The organism is Larkinella arboricola (assembly GCF_003259745.1).
GTDB lineage: Bacteria > Bacteroidota > Bacteroidia > Cytophagales > Spirosomataceae > Larkinella > Larkinella arboricola.
The window spans coordinates 524,607-539,677 of record NZ_QLMC01000003.1 but is presented as its reverse complement, the minus strand read 5'-3'; the positions used below and the strand labels follow the sequence as shown (position 1 = coordinate 539,677).

At 53.6% G+C, this 15,071-nt stretch carries 14 protein-coding genes; 7 read left to right on the top strand and 7 right to left on the bottom strand.

Features of this window, described 5'->3' with window-relative positions:
- Positions 1 to 4 precede the first annotated feature (4 nt).
- The 4 genes from LX87_RS13610 to LX87_RS28580 all read right to left on the bottom strand — a co-directional run bounded on the left by LX87_RS13610 (position 5) and on the right by LX87_RS28580 (position 6,708).
- A complete protein-coding gene (locus tag LX87_RS13610) occupies positions 5 to 625 on the bottom strand; it encodes a hypothetical protein (protein ID WP_111628786.1) in 621 nt (206 codons plus the stop codon).
- 12 nt (positions 626 to 637) lie between these two features.
- A complete protein-coding gene (locus tag LX87_RS13605; RefSeq protein WP_111628785.1) occupies positions 638 to 1,870 on the bottom strand; it encodes an efflux RND transporter periplasmic adaptor subunit in 1,233 nt (410 codons plus the stop codon).
- Positions 1,867 to 6,276 carry a CusA/CzcA family heavy metal efflux RND transporter gene (locus LX87_RS13600; protein ID WP_111628784.1) on the bottom strand — a complete coding sequence of 1,470 codons (4,410 nt, stop codon included), beginning with the start codon at positions 6,274 to 6,276 and terminating at the stop codon, positions 1,867 to 1,869. Before LX87_RS13600 ends, LX87_RS13605 begins: the two co-directional genes overlap by 4 nt.
- 102 nt (positions 6,277 to 6,378) lie before the next feature.
- Positions 6,379 to 6,708: a DUF6660 family protein gene (locus LX87_RS28580; protein WP_146624482.1), complete on the bottom strand. Its 330-nt coding sequence runs from the start codon at positions 6,706 to 6,708 to the stop codon at positions 6,379 to 6,381.
- Positions 6,709 to 7,014: 306 nt separating this feature from the next.
- On the opposite strand from LX87_RS28580, the gene LX87_RS13590 reads away from it, so the two are divergent.
- Complete coding sequence (locus LX87_RS13590) at positions 7,015 to 8,184, top strand: MFS transporter (protein WP_111628782.1); 1,170 nt, start codon at positions 7,015 to 7,017, stop codon at positions 8,182 to 8,184.
- A 96-nt stretch (positions 8,185 to 8,280) separates the two neighbouring features.
- On the opposite strand, the gene LX87_RS13585 is transcribed toward LX87_RS13590, so the two are convergent.
- Positions 8,281 to 8,985 carry a glycerophosphodiester phosphodiesterase gene (locus tag LX87_RS13585; RefSeq protein WP_229310653.1) on the bottom strand — a complete coding sequence of 235 codons (705 nt, stop codon included), beginning with the start codon at positions 8,983 to 8,985 and terminating at the stop codon, positions 8,281 to 8,283.
- A 225-nt stretch (positions 8,986 to 9,210) separates the two neighbouring features.
- Between LX87_RS13585 and LX87_RS13580 the strand changes: the two genes are divergently transcribed.
- The gene (locus LX87_RS13580; protein ID WP_111628780.1) at positions 9,211 to 9,507 is read left to right on the top strand and encodes an antibiotic biosynthesis monooxygenase family protein; all 297 of its coding nucleotides are present in this window, start codon (positions 9,211 to 9,213) and stop codon (positions 9,505 to 9,507) included.
- Positions 9,508 to 9,557: 50 nt separating this feature from the next.
- On the opposite strand, the gene LX87_RS13575 is transcribed toward LX87_RS13580, so the two are convergent.
- The gene (locus LX87_RS13575) at positions 9,558 to 10,706 is read right to left on the bottom strand and encodes a glycoside hydrolase family 18 protein (RefSeq protein ID WP_111628779.1); all 1,149 of its coding nucleotides are present in this window, start codon (positions 10,704 to 10,706) and stop codon (positions 9,558 to 9,560) included.
- Positions 10,707 to 11,239: 533 nt separating this feature from the next.
- Here LX87_RS13575 and LX87_RS13570 point away from each other — a divergent pair.
- From LX87_RS13570 to LX87_RS13550, 5 genes are all read left to right on the top strand, one after another.
- Positions 11,240 to 12,055: a helix-turn-helix domain-containing protein gene (locus tag LX87_RS13570; protein ID WP_111628778.1), complete on the top strand. Its 816-nt coding sequence runs from the start codon at positions 11,240 to 11,242 to the stop codon at positions 12,053 to 12,055.
- A 74-nt stretch (positions 12,056 to 12,129) separates the two neighbouring features.
- Complete coding sequence (locus tag LX87_RS13565; protein ID WP_111628777.1) at positions 12,130 to 12,756, top strand: NAD(P)-dependent oxidoreductase; 627 nt, start codon at positions 12,130 to 12,132, stop codon at positions 12,754 to 12,756.
- 84 nt (positions 12,757 to 12,840) lie between these two features.
- Complete coding sequence (locus LX87_RS13560; RefSeq protein WP_111628776.1) at positions 12,841 to 13,614, top strand: AraC family transcriptional regulator; 774 nt, start codon at positions 12,841 to 12,843, stop codon at positions 13,612 to 13,614.
- Between the two features lie 63 nt (positions 13,615 to 13,677).
- The gene (locus LX87_RS13555) at positions 13,678 to 14,085 is read left to right on the top strand and encodes an ester cyclase (RefSeq protein WP_170139364.1); all 408 of its coding nucleotides are present in this window, start codon (positions 13,678 to 13,680) and stop codon (positions 14,083 to 14,085) included.
- Positions 14,086 to 14,120: 35 nt separating this feature from the next.
- The gene (locus LX87_RS13550; RefSeq protein ID WP_111628774.1) at positions 14,121 to 14,561 is read left to right on the top strand and encodes a VOC family protein; all 441 of its coding nucleotides are present in this window, start codon (positions 14,121 to 14,123) and stop codon (positions 14,559 to 14,561) included.
- Between the two features lie 30 nt (positions 14,562 to 14,591).
- Here LX87_RS13550 and LX87_RS13545 read toward each other — a convergent pair whose 3' ends face one another.
- Positions 14,592 to 15,035 carry a GNAT family N-acetyltransferase gene (locus tag LX87_RS13545; RefSeq protein ID WP_111628773.1) on the bottom strand — a complete coding sequence of 148 codons (444 nt, stop codon included), beginning with the start codon at positions 15,033 to 15,035 and terminating at the stop codon, positions 14,592 to 14,594.
- Positions 15,036 to 15,071 lie beyond the last annotated feature (36 nt).

Below are 15,071 nucleotides of genomic sequence, written 5' to 3'. Positions count from 1 at the left end.
TCGTTTACAATTCGATAAAAAAGTTGAGGATACCGAGGGCAATCAGGATACCGCCGGTGATCTGTTTTTCGTGGTGTTCGAGCCAGTGCCAGTGCAATTTTGCCAACCCCCGGAACGACAGGGCCGTTAGCCCAACCATACAGGCAATCGTGACAACGGTGTAGGCAATACTCAGGGTGGTGATGGCCGGCCAGCCCAGCGTTCCGGCGGTAAAGAAAAACGTTTCGATTTCCAGACAGGGCGACAGCAGCATCGCTAGGGCCAATGTGCCAACGATGGTGCGTTTTGATCGGCCCGATAATCCTTTGGGAACGTGTTCGTGGGCACCGTGCGGGTTATGAACGGCGAAATACACCAGCCCCATAAAAATCAGGATCAGCGACGCAATCCAGCGGGTTTGCTCCTCCAGTCGCTCGGACAGTTCGACGCCGATGGCACCGATCAGGACGCCCAGAATCACCGTGCTGAGGGTGTGAAAAAAGCCGCTCAGGGCCGCCACACCCAGTGTTTCGCGCAGGGTCCAGTTTTCGCTTCGTCCGATGAGAACGACCGGAAGCCAGTGGTTTGGAATGGCCGCGTGTACGGCTCCGAGCAGAATACTACCAATAAGCAGATTAAATAACATCTCTTTGATTTGTTAATGAACATGACCGCCCACTTCTTCCGAGTTGTTCAGAACGGAATGCAGATCGTAGGCACCGGCAATGACCACCTGCGCGTCTTTTCTGATCGTTGCGGGTAAGGTCACGGCCTGATAACCGTTTTCGGCAACACCGGCCTGTACCGCCACGGGTCGGAACTGGTGGTGAACCGTGCCTTCGTGTTCTTCCTTTCCTTCATAAACAAAAACCTGCGAAACCGTTCCCGATTTTATGACCGCAGCTTCCGGTAAAGCGGGCTGCGGAGCCGACTGGGTTTCGATCAGGGCTTTCAGAAACGTGCCGGGCCGGAGTGCGGCATCCGGTTTTTCCAGCGCAGCAAAGACCTTCACGGTCCGGTCGGCCCCGGTTTCGCGGTTGATATACCGAACCCGCCCGATGCGTTCGTGGCTGGAAGTTCCACCGTTTTCGCCAATAACGGAAAGCCGTACCCGCTGCCCGACCTGTACCCTGGCAATATCGCCCTCAAAAACCGTTAATTCAGCATAAAGACCTGCGGTATTAATCAATTCAAACAATATATCATTTGCATTGACAAAACGCCCCCGGTTTACATTTACTTCCGTTACCGTACCTGTAATGGGCGACCGGACGGCGACGGTGCGCGTAATTTTTCCTTTTGCCAGTTCACCCATCGATACACCCAATAGCGCCAGTTGTTGCCGCAGCCCTTCGGCTCGGGAGCGCAGGATTTTTACCTGCGACGTGGCCTGCTGAAACGTTTTGAGCGTTCCGACATTTTCGCGGCTCAATTCGCGCTGGCGTTCGTACTCCTGCTCCTGAAACTCAAGTTGGCTGGTAGTTTCCAGGTATTCCTGTTGCAGTCGGATAAACTCCGGATTTTCGAGCATTGCCAGCAACTGCCCCTGTTTAACGGCCTGACCCGGAAGCAGCGGAGTAGACGTGAGAATACCGCCGTAAGGCGTCGAAACCGACACTTTCTGCTGAGGAGGCACATTGACCATACCATTAACGCGAATCAGGTTGCTGAGCGTCCGCTCCTCGGGGCTACCCAGCCGGATGCCAACGGTTTTGAACTGCTCGTCGGTTAGTTCCACCAGTCCCTCGGCGTGTTCTTCGTGCTCGTCGGTGTGGTTTTCTCCCTGTTGGTGGTGCTCCTCGGTGTCCGTATCCGTTTGTCGGTTGCAGGCCGAAAAAGCGAGAGCAGTTAGCAGCAAAAGTAATAAATTGATTCTCAGGATATTTTTCATGGTTCGGTGCTTCCCAGGAGGTATTCAAGTTGAATGATGGTCTGATTCAGGTCGTTCAGAGCGGCCAGGTAACCCGTCTGGATGTTGCTCGCGGTTCGGAGATTCTGGAACAGTTCGGTGTAACCAATCTCTCCGGCGCGGTATGACCGGTCGGCCTGCTGTCGGATGAGCGTCGCTTGCGGCAGGGCCGATTCCTCGTAGTAGGTCAGCGTCTCGCGGTTTTTCTGGTAGGTTTGCAGGAGTTCGGCAAAGGCTCCTTCCAGGTTGCGACGCCGGGCCATTAACTGCGCTTCGGTCCGCTGCTGGCCCAATTCGGCCGCCCGGACCCGCGCCCGCAACGGTTTGGCCACAATCGGAATCGAAATGCCAACCTGTCCGTACGTAAACCGATCGACGCCTGTGTAAAACCGGTCAGCCCCGTTGATGGTCTGGATACCCCGCAGCGATTGGTTGACTACGCTGAACGAGTAATCGGGTTTCAGCCGGGATCGCTCCACGTCGGTTTCGCGCCGGGCAATTTCGATCTGCTGCCGCAACAGGGCCAGCTCCGGATTTTGAGCCAATGCCGCTGAATCCGGCAGGCGAAGAGCGCGGGCCGTCGACACCGAATCCGTAATCTGGGGCAATTGATCGGTGCCAAGTAACGTTTGCAAACGCCGGTATTCAATTTGCTGATTGGCCCGGTTCTGAATCAGCGTCATCCGGATTTGCCGGGCTTCTACTTCGGCGGCTGTTTGCTCCAGCAGAGACCCTTCGCCCGTGCGTCGCCGGACCCCTGCCGCCCGGGCAACGGCATTCAAAAGGCTGTCCTGCCGAATCAGTTCCCGGTGGAGGGTTCGCAGATAAACCAGTTCGTAATAAGCGGTTTTTACCTGAAACGCCAGTTCCTGCCGGGTAACACGGCTTTCGGCTTCGGCCCCGGCAATGCGGGCGTCGGCCAGCGCCTTCTGGCTTCGAATCAGGCCGGGCGCCGGGAGCCGTTGCCCAATTTGCAGCGACTGATCGACGTAGCGGCTGTTGTATTGGCCGGCAGTGACCAGGATATCGGTTTTGTCAACCGCCGTTGCCGTGCCGCGCAGGGCCTGCTGGTATTCCACGTTCAGGGCCGAAACCCGGATCTGCGGATTGTGCTGAAAGGTTTGATTCAGCGCCTGTTCCAGCGAAAACGGACTTCGTGGGGTTTGAACCTGCGCATTGCTGTCGGTCGGAAACGCACCCAGTCCGAGTGCCAGCAAACCGATGATTGGCCATCCGCCAGCCGCAACGGTTTTGGTTTCTGGCAACAGTGAGGTATCCCGTTTGCCGAATCGTTTTTCGATCAGGAAATACAAAACCGGTAATACCAGCAAGGTCAGTAAAGTGGCCGTAATCAGGCCGCCAATGACCACCGTAGCCAACGGTTTTTGCACTTCAGCCCCGGCGGTATTGGACAGGGCCATTGGTAAAAAGCCGAGGGAAGCAACGGTGGCCGTCATCAGCACGGGCCGGAGCCGGATCTGGGTTCCGCGGAAAATGGCCTGCTGCAAGTCGGTGATGCCGTTGCGACGCTGGTAATTAAATTCGGCCAATAACACAATGCCGTTCAGAACGGCCACGCCAAACAGTGCGATGAAACCGACGGCCGCCGAGATGCTGAACGGCATACCGCGCAACCACAGCGCCAATACGCCCCCAATGGCCGCCAGGGGAATGGCCGAGAAAATCAGCAACGCTTGGCGCAGGGAGCGGAAGGTTAGAAAGAGCAGCAGAAAAATGAGACCCAGCGCCACCGGAACCGCTACCTGAAGCCGTTGCTGGGCGTCGATCAGGTTTTCAAATTGGCCGCCATAGGTGACGTAATAGCCGGTCGGGAAGTTAATCTGCTGCCTGATTTTTTGTTGTAATTCGGTAACGACGCTTTCCACATCGCGGCCGCGTACGTTGAAACCGATGGTGAGACGGCGTTTGGCATCTTCGCGCTGAATCTGGTTGGGACCGGACAGTAGCTCAACCACCGCAATTTCGGAGAGCGGAATGGGTGGTCCGTCGGCGCTGGCTACGGTCAGGCCTTGCACGTCGTTGATGCTCCGCCGGTTTTCGCCCGCCAGCCGGACCACCAGATCGAACCGGCGTTCACCCTCGTAGACCAGCCCCGCACTTTCTCCGGCAAATGCCGTGCTGATGGTCCGGTTTACATCTTCGACCGATAATCCGTAACGCGCCAGGGCTTCGCGGTCCAGTTTTACGACAATCTGGGGTAATCCCTGCACCTGCTCTACGTATAAATCGGTGGTTCCTTCGACACCGCTCACTAACCCGCTGATTCGTTTTGAAAGTCGGGTCAATTCATTCAGGTCTTCCCCAAACACTTTCACGGCCACATCCTGTTTTGCACCCGACATCAATTCGTTGAAGCGCATCTGAATCGGTTGCTGAAAGCCGAACGTCACACCCGGAACGGCTTTCAGTGCCTCGGCCATTCGGGCCGCCAGTTCTTCCCGGTTCGACGCGGAGGTCCATTCCGATCGGGGTTTGAGAATTACCATCATGTCGGCGGCTTCGATCGGCATCGGGTCGGTGGGGATTTCGCCCGCGCCAATCTTGCTGATGACCTCTTTGACTTCCGGAAACTTTTGCAGCAAAACCCGTTCGGCCTGAGTGGTTTTTTCGATGGTCTGGCTTAACGACGAACCAGTCAGTACGCGGGTTTCCACGGCAAAATCGCCTTCGTCGAGGGTTGGAATAAACTCACCGCCCAGCGTTGTAAACAGCCAGCCCGCGCCCACCAGCAGAAAAACCGCTACCGATAAGACCACGGCTTTTTGGCGCATGACGCCCTGGATAACCGGTTCGTACAGGCGGAGAAAGAAATCCATCATCCGGTCGGAAATGGTTCGTTGCGCCGTCATCTGTTTGTTCAGAACCAGCGCGGACATCATCGGTACGTACGTCAGCGAGAGGATGAACGCACCGGCGATGGCAAAACCGACCACCTGCGCCATTGGGCCGAACATCTTACCCTCGATGCCTGATAGGGCTAGGATCGGCAGATAAACAATCAGGATAATGATTTCGCCGAAAGCCGCCGAGGTGCGAATCCGGCTGGCCGATTCAAACACTTCCTCATCCATCTGGGCCTGTGTCAGACGACTTAGTTTTCGCACACCCAGATGATGCAACGTGGCTTCCACGATGATGACAGCTCCGTCTACAATAAGACCGAAGTCAATCGCGCCCAGACTCATGAGGTTGCCCGACACGCCGAACACCTGCATCATTCCGATAGCAAAAAGCATCGATAGGGGAATCACCGACGCGACGATCAGCCCGGCCCGCCAGTTGCCCAGAAACAGGATAAGAACAAAAATGACGATGAGTGCCCCTTCGATCAGGTTACGGGTAACGGTATTAATGGCGCGGCCTACCAACTCGCTGCGGTCCAGAAACGCGTGTATATCCACACCCTCGGGCAGCGTTTTACGAATCTGTTCCATCCGGTTTTTGACCTGCCCGATGACTTTGTTGGCGTTTTCGCCCTTGAGCATCAGGACGAGTGCGCCCACGGCCTCCCCCTGTCCGTTGCGGGTTAGGGCACCGTAGCGGTTGGCCGAACCGTACTGGACGGTGGCCACATCGCGAATTAGCACGGGCACTCCGCCCTGCGTCCGGCGAATGACAATCCGGCCAATGTCGGCCAGACTACCCACTAAGCCTTCCGAGCGAATGAAGTACGCATTCGGTTTCTTGTCGATGTACGCACCGCCGGTGTTCTGGTTGTTGCGAGATAAAGCCGTGAACAAATCGCCGATGCTTAAACCGTAGGAACGCAGCCGGTCGGGGTCGATGGCAATTTCGTACTGCTTCAATAAACCGCCGAAACTGCTGACATCGGCCACGCCGGGTGTTCCCAGCAACTGCCGCCGGACCACCCAATCCTGCAAGGTGCGCAGTTCGGTGGGCGGATATTTTTCGGTATAACCCGGTTTGGCGTAGATCACGTACTGATAAATTTCGCCCAGACCCGTAGTGACCGGAGCCATTTCGGGTTCGCCGGTACCGGCCGGAATCTGGCTGCGGGCGGTTGATAAGCGTTCGCTGATTTGCTGACGGGCCCAGTAGAGGTCGGTCGATTCCTGAAAAACAATGGTTACGACCGACAGCCCGAAGCGGGAAAACGAGCGGATTTCGTCGATTTCGGGAATCGTCGCCATCGTCTGCTCAATCGGGAAGGTAATGAGCCGCTCGACTTCCGGGGCTGCCAGGGCGGGCGAGCGGGTGATGATCTGGACCTGATTGTTGGTAATATCCGGCACGGCGTCGATGGGCAACTGGCTGAGCGAATAACCGCCCCAAATGATCAGTCCCAGCGTCAGAAGGCCAATAATGAGTTTATTCTGAATGGAAAATCGGATGATGGAATCCAGCATACCGTAGAGGAAATTAAGATAAGAAAAGCGATGGGTGCTCACGATCAGCGGTGAGCAATGCAACCCGGTTGCACAGAACCAGTGGGGCGCAGGTATCCTATCTTAGCCAAGCTGGGGCGGTTGCCAGTACGAAAGGAGGGCAGTTGAAAGGGTTGGCACGAAGCTTTCGTACCGGGGAGAAGAAAACGATAAAACCGCAAAGGCGAACTGAATGTCATGCCCGGGTTCGAGAACCGTACCGCAGCAGGCGCAGCCGCAGAACGGGGAGCACAAATCAGCGCCCGCGTTGCCGCCTTCGTGCTGATGATCGTCGCTGGCCAGCGTCGCTGCGGTCTGTTTGTCGGTGCGCAGCTTCAGGCATCCGTCGGCGCAGGGCCAGACGGACAAAAAAAGCAGGTGGACGCTCATCAACAAGCAGATCAGAGACTTCATGTCGTAAAATTATCCGAAAAAGTTGTGCAACAGGTAGTCAAAAACCGTGGCATCCCTAAAATGAAAAAATAATTTTCTCCCCAAGCTGTTTCAGGCTTGGGAAAGGGGTTGGCAGACTTTTTGTATTATCTCTACAATCTGTGCGAACTCTTTTAGAATTGGCTAAATCCAAGAACTTAATTGCGTCATTTTTGATTGTGTGATTAGGTGAGAATAGCGTTATGTGTTGAAAATAAAGCTATTTTTGCCGCCATTGTTCTCTGAGAGCGATTTGAATACAACCTGATATATTGACTTTTTCCTAGAATGAATTTTACGATTTCTCATCTCTCATTACCACGGCTTTCCACTCGTAGCGTTCGCCGAACTGCGGTGGGAGCCTTGTTTTTCCTACAGGGATTATCGTTTGCCAGTTGGGCATCCCGGATTCCAAGCATTCAGCAAACGCTGGGTTTGTCGGATGCCCAACTGGGCGGGGTTCTGCTGGCTCTTCCGGCCGGACTGATGCTGTCACTTCCGATGGCGGGCTGGCTGACAGCCAAAATTGGAAGCCGAAAAGTGGCTACGCTGGCCGTTGGTCTTTACGCGCTTACCTTGCTCAGCCTGGGTTTGGCGCAAAGTACTCCGCAGTTGATGGGCTGTCTGTTTATGTTTGGGCTATTTGGTAACATGGCTAACATTTCGATCAACACGCAGGCGGTGGGTGTTGAGGCCCTGTACAATCGGCCGGTTATGGCTTCGTTTCACGGCTTGTGGAGTCTGGCGGGTTTTGCTGGAGCCATGCTGGGAGCCTTCATGATTGGTGCGGGCATTGTTCCGTATCAGCATTTTGCGGCTGTGCTGTTCTTCGCCCTGGCGTTGCTGGCCGTTGCTTCGCGGTATATCCTGCCGGAAGATGTGAACAACAACGGCGATCAGCCGATTTTTGCCAAACCGGATAAAACGTTATTGACGCTGGGAATTATTGCCTTCTGTGCGATGATCTGTGAAGGTGCCATGTTCGACTGGAGCGGTATTTATTTCAAGAAAGTGGTGCTGGCCGACAAAGCAATGGTGGGCGCGGGCTATACGGCTTTCATGAGCACGATGGCAATGGGCCGCTTTATTGCCGACTGGTTTGCGACTCGCTACGGGTTGAAGCGTACCTTGCAGGTAAGCGGTGTGCTGATTGCTGCCGGTTTGCTGATCGCTGTTGCCTTACCATACCTGAGCACGGCCATCCTCGGCTTTTTCCTGGTCGGTTTTGGTGTTTCGTCGGTGGTGCCGCTGGTGTACAGTGCTGCCGGTAAATCGACGGTTATGTCGCCGGGTGTGGCGCTGGCGGCTGTTTCAACCATTGGCTTTCTAGGCTTCCTGATTGGTCCGCCGTTGATTGGTTTTGTGGCCGGTTGGTCGAGTCTGCGGCTGTCGTTCACCATCATCGCCGGAATGGGGCTTTGCGTTGCGCTGATGGGCAGGAAGGTGAAAGGAGAGTAAGATAAAAGACAGAAGACAAGAGAAAAAAGAGGATAGACAGGAGAAGAAAGAGCTGCGCAAGCTTTTGTCTTTACTCTCTTGTCTATCCTCTTTTTTCTATTTTATCATTTGCAGTAGTTTTTCGGGTTCGTCGGTGGTAATGAAGTCGGCTTTGCGTTCCACCAGCCAGTTCATCATTTCCGGATCGTTGACAGTCCAGACGTTGACGGTTAGCTTTTTCTGGTGGGCTTCCTGAATCCAGTTTTCATTTTTCTTCATGACGCTGTGGTGGTAGTCCAGTCCATATAAACCGTCGGCGGCCAGGAGTTCCGGGGCTTTATCGCCGTTCAGATACGCTACATTGGCCGATGGATCCAGTTCCTTCACCTTTTTGCAAACGTCGTAATCGAAGCTGATGTAGTCGACCCGCTTACGGCCTTTCTGCGCTTTGACGGCCTGTACACATTTGGTAGACAGGGCCAGTGAGTGGTCCTTGCTGACTTTCGACGCCTTGATTTCCAGCACCAGACGGGTTTTCTTCTGCTTCAAGCCTTCTTTCAGATAGCTTTCCAGCGTCGGCAGGGGCTCGCCGTTGCTGAGCCGCAGGGCTTTAATGTCGGCAGCCGGGGCGGTTTCGAGGTTGACACCCTGGTAGGTATGATCGTGGTTCACAATCAGGGCGGAGTCGGCGGTCATGTGTACGTCGAACTCACTGCCGTAGCAACCCAGTTTAATGGCCTGCTGCAACGACGCAATCGAGTTTTGCGGAGCGCCGGTATTTTTCCAGGCTCCCCGGTGGGCAATCACTTTACTTTGGGCCATGCTGCATACCGTTAGGCAGCTAGTAAGCGAAACAGACAAAAAGAAACGGAAAAAGACGGTTTTCATGGGAATAAAAGGTTAATGCTGTAAAGGTAATAGCAACGGGCGTAAGGAGTCGGACAATTTTCTAAAAGGACCGCATCTTTACAGTACGTTACTACGCAACGCAATGAATTAAAACGTACCTTGTCAGGAGTAATGCATTAATCCTTAACCTCTTATGCTATGTACGCACGCGTTATCCAAGTTCCCCTAAAGCCGGATACGCTTGAAAAAGCAACGGCTTATTTCCGCGATTCGGTCGGGCCAGCCCTCAAAACACTGGACGGTTTTAAAAACAGCCGGTTTTTAACCAACTCGTCCAAAAATACGTGTCTGATGGTGACGTTGTGGGAATCGGAAGAAGCCCGGCAAAACGCCGAAACCAACGGTTTTCTGCAAAATGTTTTAATCGAAATGAAAGACTATTTTGCCGGGCCGCCCACCATCGATTATTACGAAGTAGCTGTACAGGTTGTCTAACCCGCAAATTCTCCCTGCCGGTTGAATCAGAATCCAACTGGCAGGGGCGCTTAGTTGGCCAGTTCTTTCACCAGCACGTCCAGCAGTTTATCTTCTTTCAGGTCCAGCGAATACTCCCAGAACATGGCACCCGCCAGCCCTTTGGATTTCACATACCTGATCTTATGCATCATCGATTCCTTGTCGGCGTAGGAAATGAACGTACGGCTTTCCGGATTCCACAAATAGGGAGCTTTGGCTTTATCGTCCCAATACCGTGTGTAGCCGTTTTTATTCACGTAATTGGCGGCCAGATCGTAATAATTCGGGCTGATGTGCTTGCCCGCCGACGGCTGAAATAACCCTTTGTTGACGGGGTTGACATCGGTCCAGCCGCGCCCGTAGAAAGGCAGCCCCAGCACAATTTTGCCCGCCGGAACGCCCGCTTTGATGTGGCCATTAACGGCATCGTCCGAGCTGTTGCGTGACCGGTCGCTTAGTTCCGACTGGTACAGCGGGCTGTGGTGGCCCGTTTTTTTGTCGTTGCCGTGGTAGAGATCATACGTCATAATGTTGACGTAATCGAGGTATTTCTGCGCGTTGCCCAGTTCGGTATGGTTGACAAAAGCCGTGTCGCCCCCGGTGGCCGCTGTCAGCAGGTAATGCCGGGAAGCCGGGCGTCTGTCTTTTTTGCCCTGCGCGTCCAGTTGTTTGCGCAATTCTTTCAGCAGGAGCGTAAAATTCTGCTTATCGACCGGCCGGAAGATGTTGTTTTCGCCAATCTGGTCGGGGTATTCCCAGTCAATATCCACGCCGTCGAGCCGGTGTTTTTTCATGAACGAAACCGCACTGTTGGCAAATTTCTTCCGGGAAGCCTCCGTCAGGGCGGCATCCGAAAAATACCGGCAACCACCCCAGCCCCCGATGGAAATCAGGATTTGCAGGTCTTTATTAACGGCTTTAAGCGTGTTTAGCGTGGCAAGATTAACGGAGTCCCGCGCTTTGATCGGAGCCAGTTCACCGTTTTCGGCAGGCACGGCAAAGGCGTAATTAATGTGGGTAAGCTTCTGGGCTTCAATGTCGTTTTTGGTCCAGCCGCCACCGCCCACGTATCCGATCAGCACATATTTCTTCGATTTAGACTGAGCCAGTACGGTTTTGGAAATAAGAGTAAACTGGCAAAAAAAGGCCAGCAGTGTTAACGCGTGAAATCGTTTCATCAGAAGGTTAGTAGAAAAATAAATTTGGTACAGAAACTGTAAAATTAACAGCAGGGGCGGAACCCACCAAGCCCTTCTATTTTTGCCGGAAGGCTACACGAAAGCCGGGCGGCCTGCACATTTAGGGAACGCTGCCGGAAGGGGCTCCCATTCATTTTTCAAAACTTCTGATTCTGTACCACTCTTTTTCGATTCTCCTGGCGGTTTTCGAGATCGCTATACCTTAAAGTGGATAGCAATAAAAAAGCCAGACGATTTCGTCATCTGGCTTCTGTTCACTCAATCTGCAAGGATAATTTGCGTTTCCGTTCTCATCCTTACTTCGAGTGAGAGATAGTCTAATAACAACAAACGGGACAAATTGTTTCCGGGTTTGAAAAATTCCGGCAAAATTTTTCAAATTTTTTTCGCTGAATCGGGGCATACAGATCGGTCAGGGAAGCGTTAGGCATAAGAAAATGGCCGCTCAACAACTATTAATTGCGCTAACGTTTTCAGTTTCATAGCTTTGGGAACATCTCGTACTAACTGACATGGTTCAGCAACTCCTTCATCGACACCCGGCGCTGCGACCGTATGTAAAGGACATTCTGGTTCTGGAAGGTTGTGAGCAGGTCATTTCATCGAACTCATTCCGGTTCTACGCCGACGGCTGCCCAGGAATTGTCTTCCAGCAATCGGTGCGGAGCTTTACGCTGAACGAAGAACGCTACCCGTCCATGTCCATTTTTCTGTACGGACAAACGCTAAAACCGGTTCACATTGCGACCGACGGCCGGTTTCGGATAGTCATTTTTATGCTGCATCCCTACGCCATCCGACCGCTGCTGGGCCTCAAAGCCGACGAACTGACCGACACCTGTTTTGATCTGGGCGAACTGCCTACACTTTCCGGCGTTTCGTTACTGGAGGGGCTTTCCCAGACCGATTGTGTAACCGATCAGGTCGAAACAATTGCTTCCTGTTTACTCCGAATGCTTCAGCTCAATTACCCTAAAGCCGATCGGATGCTGGATTTTGCCGTCAGCCGGATTCGGGCTTCCAACGGCCATGCTTCCCTGGTTGAGTTACAGAAAACCCTACACATATCGGAACGGACATTTGAGCGACGGTTTGAGCAGTACATCGGGATTTCTCCCCGCCTGTTTGCCCGGATTTGCCGGTTTCAGTCCACGCTGAAGCAGTTGACCGGCCGGAAGTACGAAAAGCTGTCCGATGTGGCGTTTGATAACGGGTATGCCGATCAGTCGCATTTCACACGGTCTTTCAGGGAATTTACCGGTTTTTCTCCGCTGAAACTGCACCGGTTTCCTGACCCGTTTGCCGAAAACCGATCTTCCATTTATTAAAGCGCGGTTGTCGGTTTCGTTCTATTTTGCCCTGCGGAGTTCCGCTAGTTTTGTTGCAACAAAAGACAAACGCTATGCGACTCATTATTTTTGGATCAACAGGAAGTGTAGGGCGCCAGATCGTTGCTCAGGCGCTGGCACAAGGACACACCGTTACGGCTTTTGCCCGGAATCCAGCCGCGTTACAACCGCTGCAACATACACGCTTAACGCTGCATCAGGGCGATGTCCTGAATTTGGCAGCGGTGGAGCAGGCCGTAAAGGGGCACGACGCCGTTCTGTGCGCACTCGGGGCCGGTCGGAAAGGAACGGTTCGTTCGGAAGGAACAAAAAACATCATCCGGGCTATGGAGCAAACCGGTGTGAAACGCCTGATTTGTCAGACTACCCTCGGAGCCGGCGACAGCAAGGGCAATCTGAACTTCTTCTGGAAATACGTCATGTTCGGGTTTTTGCTGAAAGAAGCCATGAAAGACCACGAATTGCAGGAACAGTATGTCCGGCAAAGCAGCCTGGACTGGACCCTTGTTCGCCCGGCGGCCTTTACGGATGGGGCAGTAACGGGGAAATACCGGCATGGGTTTGCCAGCGACGCCCAGGAGCTGACCCTGAAAATCTCCCGGGCCGACGTAGCGGACTTCCTGCTGAAACAATTGACCACCGACGAGTACCTGAAAAAAACACCGGGGCTTTCGTACTAACCATCAAGGCCGGGCACGCAGGGCTGAACTTTTTCGGCGGGATGAAAAGTTTAACCGGTATCTGGTCCTTTCTCCCTGTTGTGTATGGACATCCAGCAATTTCTGCCGACCGACGCCCTGAAGCCGTTCGTCCGTGCTTTCCTGATCATTGAGAGTGATACCGGAATGATGAATCGGGTGGTGCCGGATACGTCGATTGTCATGGCGTTCCGGTGTAAAGGAACCGTAACGGAAACGCACGACGGCCAGCGTCAGCGCCTGCCGGGGTCGGTCATTACGGGGCTGCGGAAATCGTCCCGACTGCTGCACTATGACAGCCGAACGGCCATGCTGCTGGTGTTATTCCGGGAAGGTGGAGCAGCCGCGTTTTTCTGCGAACCCCTGCATGAACTGTTCGGAGCCAGTCGCCCGCTCGACGATCTGATTGACCGGCGGGAGTTGGTCGAAACGGAAGAACGGCTGGCGGAGGCCCCAACCCATCCGCAGCGAATCGCCCTTGCCGAACGGTTTTTACTTGGCCGACTCCGGCAATTCAGGCCCGAACAACGCATGACTCAAGCGGTGGCAACCATCAAAGCCGCCAACGGGAATACGGGGATAAAAGCCCTGGCGCAGTCGCTGGGCATCAGTCAGGATGCTCTGGAGAAGCGGTTTCGGCGGACGGTGGGGACAACGCCCAAGCAGTTTGCTGCCATCGTTCGCTTCCGGCATCTGATTCGTGCGCATCCCGCATCGCCAAGCCTGACCGACCTGGCCTATGAAGCCGGTTACTTTGATCAGGCGCATTTTATCAAGGATTTTCGCTCATTCACCGGACAGGCCCCGCAGGATTTCTTTACATCCGGTCGGTATTGGTGAAACCACTGATTTTTTACAATGCTGGCCGCTTTGGGCCGCCTACTTTTGAACGTAAAAAATCAGATGATGAACCGCGCAGAACAAAACAAGACAACCGTACGCCGATTGTACGAAGAGATCATCCGCTTCGGTAAGCTGGAACAACTCGAGACTATCGTTGACGACGAATTTACCGGTATTGGTCCGGGAAAGGGGGCAGCGGCTTTTGCCGAAGCGGTCCGGGAACTGCGGCAGGGATTTCCGGATCTGGAATGGACGGTTCATGACATGTTGGCGGAAGGCGACAAAGTGGCGATACGGTGGTCGTGGAAAGGCACACACCGGGGCCTATTTCGGGGATTCCCCGCCAGCGGAAAAACCGTCACCAACGACGCCAACGTTATCTACCAATTCCGGGGAAATAAAATCATTCGCTCCTGGCTCCAGAGCGATCGGCTGGGCGTGCTGCAACAAATCGGGGTTATTTCGTAAGTATTAATGTGAACAACAAAACAACAGTTCTTTCCATGCAACAACGACTCAGTGTGCTTACGATGGCGGCTGATAATCTGCCGGCCATGCGCGAATTTTATGTGGAAACGCTTGGCTGGCAGCCCGTTGCCGAAAATCAGGACATTCTGTTTATCAAGTGCAACGGTTTTCTGTTCAGCATTTGTAAAAAAGAGCAACTGGCTCCGCTGATTGGGGTTAAGCCCGACGGCACGGGTTTTCGTTCTTTTACAATCGGTTACAATGTACCGACCAAAGCGGAGGTGGATGAATGGTTTGCGAATCTGAAAGCAAAGCAGGTAAGAATCTGTCAGGAGCCTACAGAAACGTTTTTCGGCGGTTACTTCTTTTACTTTTCCGATGTGGAAGGCAATATTCTGGAGATTGCCTATAACCCGTACGTCCCGCTGGATGAAACGGGCAACGTCATCACCCACAACAGCATTGACGATCTGTAGACTGGAAATTCCGGGGCATGGGCGAAGGGATTATCTTACCCGTTCCATGTGCAGGATCGGGAACGGTTTACCGGCGGCATCTACCTCCGAACGGCTGACGACCTGAAAACCCAGGTGTTTATAAAACCCGACGGCCTGCGGATTGTCTTCGTTCACATCGACCTTTGTGGCCTCTACCTGGTTAATGGCGTAGTGAATCAACCGTTTGCCCAACCCCTGGCCCATTGCCTGCGGGTGAATAAACAGCATCTCAATTTTGTGGTCGGCGGTTCCCAGAAAAGCCGTCAGTTTCCCCGCTTCATCCCGAATACCCACCAGATTGACGGCTTTCAGGTATTCATTCAAAATCAACGGTTTATAATATTGAATATCCGCTTCCGTCAGAAAATGGTGCGTCGGCCGGACGGAAGCCTCCCAAACGTCGACGACTTCGGGGTAATCCGTTGGCTGGAGGGGGACGATGGGCAGTTGCATGGGCGTATTAAGACAAATTTACCAGATTCTTAGCTA